The 8,409-nt window shown below is 69.8% G+C and carries 9 protein-coding genes; all 9 read left to right on the top strand.

The genetic code is table 11. The annotated features are described in order from the left end of the window. The first annotated feature begins 279 nt into the window (after positions 1-279). Positions 280-957 carry a TetR/AcrR family transcriptional regulator gene (locus tag VGT06_06930; protein HEV8662852.1) on the top strand — a complete coding sequence of 226 codons (678 nt, stop codon included), beginning with the start codon at positions 280-282 and terminating at the stop codon, positions 955-957. Continuing rightward, the gene (locus tag VGT06_06925; protein ID HEV8662851.1) at positions 954-2,129 is read left to right on the top strand and encodes an acetyl-CoA C-acyltransferase; all 1,176 of its coding nucleotides are present in this window, start codon (positions 954-956) and stop codon (positions 2,127-2,129) included. The genes VGT06_06930 and VGT06_06925 overlap by 4 nt, the downstream gene beginning before the upstream one ends. A 9-nt stretch (positions 2,130-2,138) precedes the next feature. Next, positions 2,139-2,987, top strand: coding sequence for a 3-hydroxybutyryl-CoA dehydrogenase (locus VGT06_06920; protein ID HEV8662850.1), 849 nt, complete (start codon positions 2,139-2,141; stop codon positions 2,985-2,987). Between the two features lie 22 nt (positions 2,988-3,009). Continuing rightward, on the top strand, positions 3,010-3,792 hold the full coding sequence (locus VGT06_06915; GenBank protein ID HEV8662849.1) for an enoyl-CoA hydratase-related protein: 783 nt from the start codon (positions 3,010-3,012) through the stop codon (positions 3,790-3,792). Positions 3,793-3,801: 9 nt separating this feature from the next. Further along, positions 3,802-4,941: an acyl-CoA dehydrogenase gene (locus VGT06_06910; GenBank protein HEV8662848.1), complete on the top strand. Its 1,140-nt coding sequence runs from the start codon at positions 3,802-3,804 to the stop codon at positions 4,939-4,941. Positions 4,942-4,949: 8 nt separating this feature from the next. Next, entirely contained in the window at positions 4,950-5,744 is a 795-nt protein-coding gene (locus VGT06_06905) for an electron transfer flavoprotein subunit beta/FixA family protein (protein HEV8662847.1), read from the top strand. Between the two features lie 60 nt (positions 5,745-5,804). Beyond that, entirely contained in the window at positions 5,805-6,845 is a 1,041-nt protein-coding gene (locus VGT06_06900; protein HEV8662846.1) for an SIS domain-containing protein, read from the top strand. 8 nt (positions 6,846-6,853) lie between these two features. Beyond that, positions 6,854-7,834: an electron transfer flavoprotein subunit alpha/FixB family protein gene (locus VGT06_06895; GenBank protein ID HEV8662845.1), complete on the top strand. Its 981-nt coding sequence runs from the start codon at positions 6,854-6,856 to the stop codon at positions 7,832-7,834. A 21-nt stretch (positions 7,835-7,855) separates the two neighbouring features. Next, a partial coding sequence (locus VGT06_06890) for a fumarate reductase subunit (protein HEV8662844.1) occupies positions 7,856-8,409 on the top strand: 554 nt, incomplete at its 3' end.

Here is an 8,409-nt window from a genome sequence, read left to right as displayed (position 1 = left end):
TCGGGGACGCCTCCCCGGCGGCCGCCTGACGGTCCACCAGGGGATCGAGATGGGGCAGCCTTCGCGCCTCGAGGTGGAAGTCGAGCAGGGGACCGCGGGTGGCGGGGCAGTCGTCCGGGTGGCCGGCCGCGTCGTTCCGCTCGTCACCGGGTCTCTTACCCTCCCGTAGTCCCGGGGCTCCGTCTCCTCCTTCCCCGCGTAACTCCTTGACAAGCCAGGGCGGGATTGGCTACGCTGGAGGCCGAACGAGCGCTCATTCGGGTGCCTCCGGAGGACGCAATGCCCAGCCCGGTCGCAACCGCCGTCAAGGACCAGGACCTGATCGCCCGCCGGCACGACCAAATCTGCGACGGCGCCGTCAAGCTCTTCACCCGCAAGGGATTCCACAACACCACGGTCCGAGAGATCGCCGAGGCCTCGGGCCTCGGGATCGGGACACTCTACGCGTACATCAAGACCAAGGAGGACATCCTCTACCTGATCTACGACCGGATCTTCACCCGGTTCCGCGACCGGATGCTTGCAGCAGTCACGGGGATTGATGATCCGACAACCCAGCTCCGGGTGGCCCTCGAGACCACCTTCCGGATTTACCACGACTATCAGGATCTGGTCCTCCTCCTCTATCAGGAGTCCCACGTCCTGGGGAAGGGGGCCCTCCAGAGCCTCTTCGAGGTGGATCGCTCCTACGTAGCCTTCTTCAGGGACATTCTGGAGCGGGGGCAGGCGGAGGGGCAGTTCCGGCGGCAGGACACGAACCTGGTGGGCGTTGCCATCGTGTTCCTGTGCGCCGTCCTGGCCCTCAAGCGCTGGAACCTCCGGGGGTATCAGGCGGAAGAGGTGGCGGAGCATCTCATGGACCTGATCTTCCGCGGCATCCTCAACGGGCGGGAGGCTGGGGACGCGCCGCGCGGCGGCGGGGACGCGCTCCCTCGGACGAAGGAGGAGCACCGGTGAGAGACGCGGTCATCCTGAGCGGGGCCCGGACGCCCATCGGGTCCTTCAACGGCAGCCTGGCGAGCGTTCCCGCCCCGCGCCTGGGGGCGGCGGCCATCGGGGAGGCGCTGCGCCGGGCGAAGGTCGAGCCGGGCCGGGTGGACGAGGTCCTGATGGGCAACGTCGTCTCGGCCGGCGTGGGGCAGGCCCCGGCCCGCCAGGCGGCGATCTTCGCTGGCATCCCCGAGACCGTCGGCGCGACCACCGTGAACAAGGTCTGCGGATCGGGCCTGAAGGCCATCCTCCTGGGGGCCCAGGCAATCCAGGTCGGGGCCGCCGACTGCATCGTCGCGGGCGGAATGGAGAGCATGAGCGGCGCTCCCTACCTGCTGCCCAAGGCGCGGGCCGGGTACCGCATGGGGCACGCGGAGCTGGTGGACAGCATGATCCTGGACGGCCTCTGGGACGTGTACAGCAACCTCTCCATGGGGGCCTGCGGCGAGCTGTGCGCCGCCAAGTTCGGCCTCACGCGGGAGCAGCAGGACGCGTACGCCGCCCAGTCCTATACCCGGACCTGGGCCGCCCAGAAGGCCGGGAAGTTCAAGGCCGAGATCGTGCCGGTGGAGGTGGCGGGGAAGACGGGGACCACCCTGGTGGAGGAGGACGAGGACCCCAAGCGGGGCAACCTGGAGAAACTCCCGAAGCTCAAGCCCGTCTTCAAGGCGGACGGGACGATCACGGCCGGCAATGCCCCGTCCGTCAACGACGGGGCCGCCGCGGTGGTTCTGATGGCGGCGGACCGAGCCGCCGCCCTCGGTCTCACACCCCTGGCGCGGATCGCGGAGGCCGGGCACAACGCGACCGCCCCGGAGTGGTTCGCCATCACGCCGGGCTACGCCATCCGCGACGCGCTCAGGAAAGCGGGCAGGAAGCCCGAGGACATCGATCTCTACGAAGTCAACGAGGCATTCGCCGCCGTGGCCCTGGCGGCCATCCAGGTGGCCGGGCTGGACCCCGCCCGGGTCAATGTCAACGGGGGGGCGGTGGCCCTGGGCCATCCCATCGGCGCGACGGGGGCGCGGCTCGTCGTCACGCTCCTGCATGCCCTCCAGGACCGGGGCGGACGCCGGGGGGTCGCTGCCCTCTGCCTGGGCGGGGGCGAAGGGATGGCCGTCATCATCGAGCGGGTCTAGGAGGGGCGGATGGAGATCCAGACGCTCGGGATCGTGGGGGCAGGGACGATGGGGAGCGGCATCGCCCAGGTGGCCCTCCAGGCGGGATACGGAGTCCTCCTGCGGGACGTGAGCGAGGGGATCCTGGAGGCCGCCCGAGGCCGGATCGGGGCCGGCCTGAGCAAGGGCGTGGAGAAGGGAAAGTTCTCCGCGGCGGACCGGGAGGGGATGCTCGGCCGCCTGAAGACCACCACCGCCATAGCCGATCTCGCCCACGCCGACTTCGTGGTCGAAGCGGCGACCGAGAGCTTCGAGATCAAGCGGGGCCTCTTCCTCGAGCTGGACCGCCTCGCCCGCCCCGAGACCATCCTGGCGAGCAACACTTCCTCGATTTCGATTACGAAGATCGCGGGGGTGACGAAGCGGCCGGACCGCGTGGTGGGGATGCACTTCTTCAACCCCGTTCCCCTGATGGCCCTCGTGGAGGTCATCCGAGGGCTGCAGACCAGTGACACCACGGCAACGGCCACCATCGAGCTGGCGAAGCGCCTCGGCAAGACCCCGGTGGAGGCCAACGACTTCCCCGGGTTCATCGCCAACCGGATTCTCGTCCCCATGATCAACGAGGCCATCTACGCCCTCATGGAGGGCGTGGGGACCGCCGAGGCGATTGACAATGTCATGCGGCTCGGTGCCAACCACCCCATGGGGCCCCTGGCGCTGGCCGACCTCATCGGGCTCGACGTCTGCCTCGCGGTCCTGAAGGTGCTGCACGAGGAGCTGGGGGACGACAAGTACCGGCCCTGCCCCCTGCTGGTGAAGATGGTGGATGCCGGCTACCTCGGGCGGAAGACCGGCCGGGGCTTCCACACGTACTAGTGCTCACCTGGGAGGATCCCTCATGGCCTACGCCACGCTCGCCCTGGCGCGGGAAGATGCCGTCGCCCTCCTCACCTTCAATCGGCCCGAGAAGCTGAACGCCATGAACCGGCAGGTTCTCGGTGAGTTGCACCACGCGCTGGACGCGCTCGCCGCGGATCAGAGCGTGCGCGCCATCGTCCTCACGGGAGCGGGCGAGAAGGCTTTCGTCGCCGGCGCCGACGTCTCCGAGTTCCCCACGCTGACCCCGGTCGCGGCGATGGAGTTCGGCCGCGACCTGGGCGCCGCGGCCGAGAAAATCGCCCGGATGCCGAAGCCGGTCCTGGCCGCCGTCAACGGCTTTTGCCTGGGGGGCGGCTGCGAGCTCGCCATGGGCTGCGACTTCATCTATGCCGCGGAGAGCGCCCGCTTCGGCCAGCCGGAGATCAACCTGGGGATCATCCCGGGGAGCGGTGGGACGCAGCGCCTGCCGCGCCTGGTGGGCAAGGCCCGCGCAAAGGAACTCATCTTTACCGGTGACATGATTGACGCGCGGGAGGCGCTGCGGATCGGCCTGGTGAACCGGGTGCTCCCGCTTCCCGAGCTGCTGCCGGCCGCCAAGGAGACGGCGGCGAAGATGGCGGCCAAGAGCGGCGTCGTGCTCGGCCTCGCCAAGGCGGCCATCGAGGAGGGGACGGCGACCGATCTGACTACCGGGCTCGCGCTCGAGGCCAAGGCCTTCGGCCTGGCCTTCTCGACCGAGGACAAGCGGGAAGGGGTTGCGGCGTTCTTGGAGAAGCGGAAGGCTACCTTCCGACACCGGTAGGCGGGGATCGTGGATTTTGCCCTGACAGAAGCGCAGCGGATGTTCCAGGCCACGGCGCGAGAGGTGGCCGACCAGATCATCGCCCCGCGGGCGGAGGAGACCGACGTCACCGGCGCCTTCCCCCACGAGACCGTCAAGCGCCTCGGGGAGCTGGGGTTCATGGGGGTGGCGGTGCCCGAGACGTACGGGGGGGCCGGAGCCGACACCGTCTGCTATGCCATCGCGATGGAGGAGGTCTCCCGGGCCTGCGCCTCGACCGGCGTCATCATGTCGGTGAACAACTCCCTCGTCTGCGACCCGCTCCTCGCCTTCGGGACGGAGAGCCAGAAGCAGCAGTACCTGGTTCCCCTCGCCCGGGGCGAGAAGCTCGGCTGCTTCTGCCTGAGCGAGCCGAACGCCGGGAGCGATGCGGCCAATCAGGAGACCACGGCCCGCCGGGATGGCGCCGCGTACCTCCTCACCGGGACCAAGAACTTCATCTCGAACGGGGCCGAGGCGGACGTCGCCCTCGTCTTCGCCTCCCTCGACCGGAGCAAGGGGCATCACGGGATCGCGGCCTTCCTGGTCGAGCGCAGCTTCCCCGGCTTCACCGTGGCCAAGCTCGAGAAGAAGCTCGGGATCAAGGGCTCCTCCACGGCCCAGATCGTCCTGGACAACTGCCGGGTCCCGGCGGAGAACCGCCTCGGGAAAGAGGACGAGGGGTTCAAGATCGCGATGGCGACCCTCGACGGGGGTCGCATCGGCATCGCGGCGCAGGCGGTCGGGATCGCCCGGGCCGCCTTCGAGGCCGCCCGGGACCACGCCAAGGCGCGCGTGCAGTTCGGGAAGCCCATCGCCACTCTCCAGGCCATCCAGTTCATGCTCGCCGACATGGCGACGGAGATCGAGGCGGCGCGCCTGCTTACCTACCGGGCGGCGCTTCTGAAGGATGCGGGCCGGCGCTTCACCTCGGAGGCCGCGATGGCAAAGCTCTACGCCTCGGAGGCCGCCATGCGGATCACGACGAAAGCGATCCAGGTGCACGGCGGGTACGGCTACATGCTGGACTACCCGGTCCAGCGCTTTTTCCGGGACGCGAAGATCACCGAGATCTACGAGGGGACTTCCGAAATCCAGCGGCTGGTGATCGCGGGCCATCTCCTGAAGTAGGAGCGGACGTGGAGCTCGTCGTCTGCCTGAAAGAGATCATTGACCCGGAAATCCCGCCGAGCCAGTTCAAGATCGACCCGGCGGCGAAGCGGCAGCTCCCGGAGGGGCACGCCCTCGTGATCTCGACCTACGACGAGCACGCCCTGGAGGTGGCCCTGAAGCTCAAGGAGGCGAAGGGGGGGACGGTGACGGCCCTCTGCCTCGGTGCGCCTACGGCCACCACGGCGCTCAAAAAGGCGCTCGCCATGGGGGCGGACCAGGCGGTCCTACTGAACGACCCGGTCCTCCTCGCCTCCGATGCCTTCGGCGTCGCCTCCGCCCTCGCGGCGGCCATCCGGAAGCGCGGCCCCTTCGACCTCGTGCTCGCCGGATGCGAGTCGGGGGACTGGGCTTCTCGGGCCGTCGGACCCTTGCTCGCCGAGGAGCTCGGGATCCCCTGCGTCGCCTACGCATCCCGCGTGGAGATGGCGGGGGGTGGCGTCCAGGCTCGGAAACTGGTGGAGGACGGCTACGCACTGATCGAGGCGCCGCTCCCCCTCCTGGTGACGATCACGAGCGACGAGAGCAACGTCCCGCGCTTCCCGAAGCTGAAGGACATCATGGCCGCGGGCCGCAAGCCGATCCCCACCTGGACCGCGGCCGACCTGGGGCTGGCGGAGCCCAAGAGAAATGGCAGCCGGGTCACGGTGGCGGACCTCAGCATCCCGGTGCGGGAGACCCGCTGCGAGATTCTGGACGGCGAGAGCCCGGAGGAGAAGGTGGACCGGCTGGTGAGCCGCCTCCGGGACTTGAAGCTACTCTAACCACAAGAGGACATCGTGGCCTGGACTCCACCCCCACCGCGCGCTGGCCACCCGTACTACATGTACGAGGCCATCCAGGGGCAGCCGGCGGCGATCCGGTCGGTGCTGCGGCGCAACCGGGAGGCCCTGAAGGCGGTGGCCGCGCAGCTGCAGCACGCGGACCAGGTTCTCCTTTCGGGGATCGGCACGTCCTGGCACGCGTGCCTGGTGGGGGAGCTGCTTCTGTCCCAGATCGGGGGCCTGGGGCATCGCGTCCGCGCCTTCCACTCCTTTGAGCTCAGCAACTACTGGCCGGAGCCGCACGCAAAGACCGGGGTGATCGTCATAAGCCACCGGGGGACCAAGCGCTTCTCGCTCGAGGCCCTCCAGAAGGCGAAGGCGGGGGGCGGCTTCGGCGTCGCGATCACCGGTCTCGGAAGCGGGGAGGGCCTGCACGCAGCAGACCACCTCCTCCGGACGGTAGAGCAGGAGAATTCCGGCGCGCACACCATCAGTTACACGACCGCGCTCGCGCTCCTGGCTGCCCTGGCCGCCGAGCTGGGAGGGAACGGGGAGTTCGCGGCAGCGCTCGAGGCGATCCCGTACCTGATGGAGGCCCTGCTCGAGCGGGAGTCCGGAGAGGCGCTGGCGAGCCGCTTTCGGAATCGGCGCTGCTACTACTTCATCGGAGGCGGCCCGAACACGTCCACGGCCTGCGAGGCCGCCCTCAAGATGAACGAAGCGAACTACGCCATCACGGTGGGGATGAATTGCGAGCAGGTGCTGCACGGCCCCTGGGCGGCGCTGGAGCCGGAGGACGTGGTCTTCCTCATCGCGCCGCCTGGCCGCTCGTACGAGCGCTGCCTGGCGGTGGCCAGGGTGGCGGGCGAGGTCGGCGCACCCGTCGTTGGGCTTCTTGCGGAGGGCGATGCCGAGCTGGCCTCCCTCTGCGCCCTCGTGGTGTCGTTGCCCCCCACACCCGAGCTGCTGACCCCGATCCTCGCCGTGGTTCCCCTCCAACTGCTCACCTACTATCTCGCGCTTTTGCGGGGGACCAACCCGGACACCATGCGGGCCCACGAGGCTGCCCACGGCCGCGCCCGGGCAGGCCTCTCGCTCTAGGGAGAACGATGGGAGCGGTCCTCTGTTATGCGCCGGTCGCGGGGGACCGGATCAGCCGGAGCGGCCAGGAGGCCCTGGCCGCGGGGCGGGCCGCCGCCCAGGTCGCCGGCGGGCCCGTCGTCGCGGCCCTCGTGGGCGCGGGCCTGGGCGGCGCCACGTCGGCCGCAGCGCGCCACGGCGCCGCCCGATGCTTCCTCGCCGAGCACGCTCTTCTCGAGACCTACCAGGCGGACGCGTACCTGAAGGCCCTCCAGGCGATCGTCGAGGCGGCGAGTCCGACCCTTCTGCTGTTCCCGAGCGACGCGCAGGGGCGGGAGCTGGCTCCGCGCCTGGCCCACCGGCTCCGCGCCGCCCTCATCACTGAGGCGCAAGCCTTCGCCAGGCGGGACGGGAAACTGGCCTTCACCTGCCAGGCCTACGGGGGCAAGGCCGTAGCCACCCTCATCGCGCAGGCGGAGCCGGTCGTCGTCACCGTCCGGCCCAAGACGTTCTCCCCCGCCGAGGCGGCGGCTGCCGGGGAGGCAGTTCCCGTGCCGGTCTCCCTGACGCCGCAGGACGCCCGCACGCGCCTCGTCCGGAAGGTCCAGGAGGAGGGGGGCGGCATGGACCTGGAGGTGGCCAAGGCCGTCATCGGGGGCGGCCGCGGCCTGGGCGGGCCGGACGCGTTCAAGCTGCTTGAGGAGCTGGCCCAGGTGCTGCGAGGAGCCGTCGGGGCCTCGCGAGCGGCGACCGATGCCGGCTGGGTCCCCGCCTCCTGGCAGATCGGACAGACGGGACGGAGCATCAGCCCCGACCTGTATATCGCCGTGGGCATCTCCGGGGCGACCCAGCACGTGGCCGGCGTGGCCTCGGCCAAGACCATCGTCGCCATCAACCGGGACGCCGAGGCGCCCATCTTCAAGGTGGCGCAGCTCGGGATCGTGGACGACTTCAAGGCAATCATCCCCCGGCTGACCGCGAAAATCCGGGAGGTCACCGGGAAGGGCTAGGGAAGAACCAGGGGGGAGGCCGTGGAGCCCGCGCGGGAAATCTACTGGAACATCCCGGGGCATGCCTGGCTCTATGTCCTCTTCCTGCCGTTTTTCCTGGTCTTCTGCTGGGGGATCTGGCGGGCGTTCCGCGCGCTCCGGATGGGGAAGGGCCCGCTCCTCGAAGGACGCCTCCTGCCGCGGCTCCGAGCCTTCTGGGATGGCGCCGTCCTCCAGCGCCGGATCGCGCGCCAGCCCTTCGCCGGGGCGATGCACCTCGGCATCTCCTGGGGCTTTGCCATCCTGTTCGTCGCCACGACGCTCGTGGCCTTCCAGGACTATTTCGGCCTGCCCGTTCTCTCCGGCTCCTTCTACCTCTACTTCATGAGCCTGACCGTGGACCTGTTCGGCCTGGCCGCCGTGGTCGGGACGGTCCTCGCTCTCGTGCGGCGCTACGGCCCGCGACCCGAGCGGCTCACCGCCCCGCACGGGCGCGACCCCTTCGGCCTCCTCCTCCTGCTCTTCCTGCTCGTCCTGCTGACGGGATTTGCCGTGGAGGGACTCCGGATCGGGGCCACCGCGGATCTGTACGGACG

The organism is Candidatus Methylomirabilis sp. (genome assembly GCA_036000645.1).
Lineage (GTDB): Bacteria > Methylomirabilota > Methylomirabilia > Methylomirabilales > JACPAU01 > JACPAU01.
Note: the sequence above shows the minus strand (reverse complement) of the source record. Positions and strands in the feature narration are given on the sequence as shown.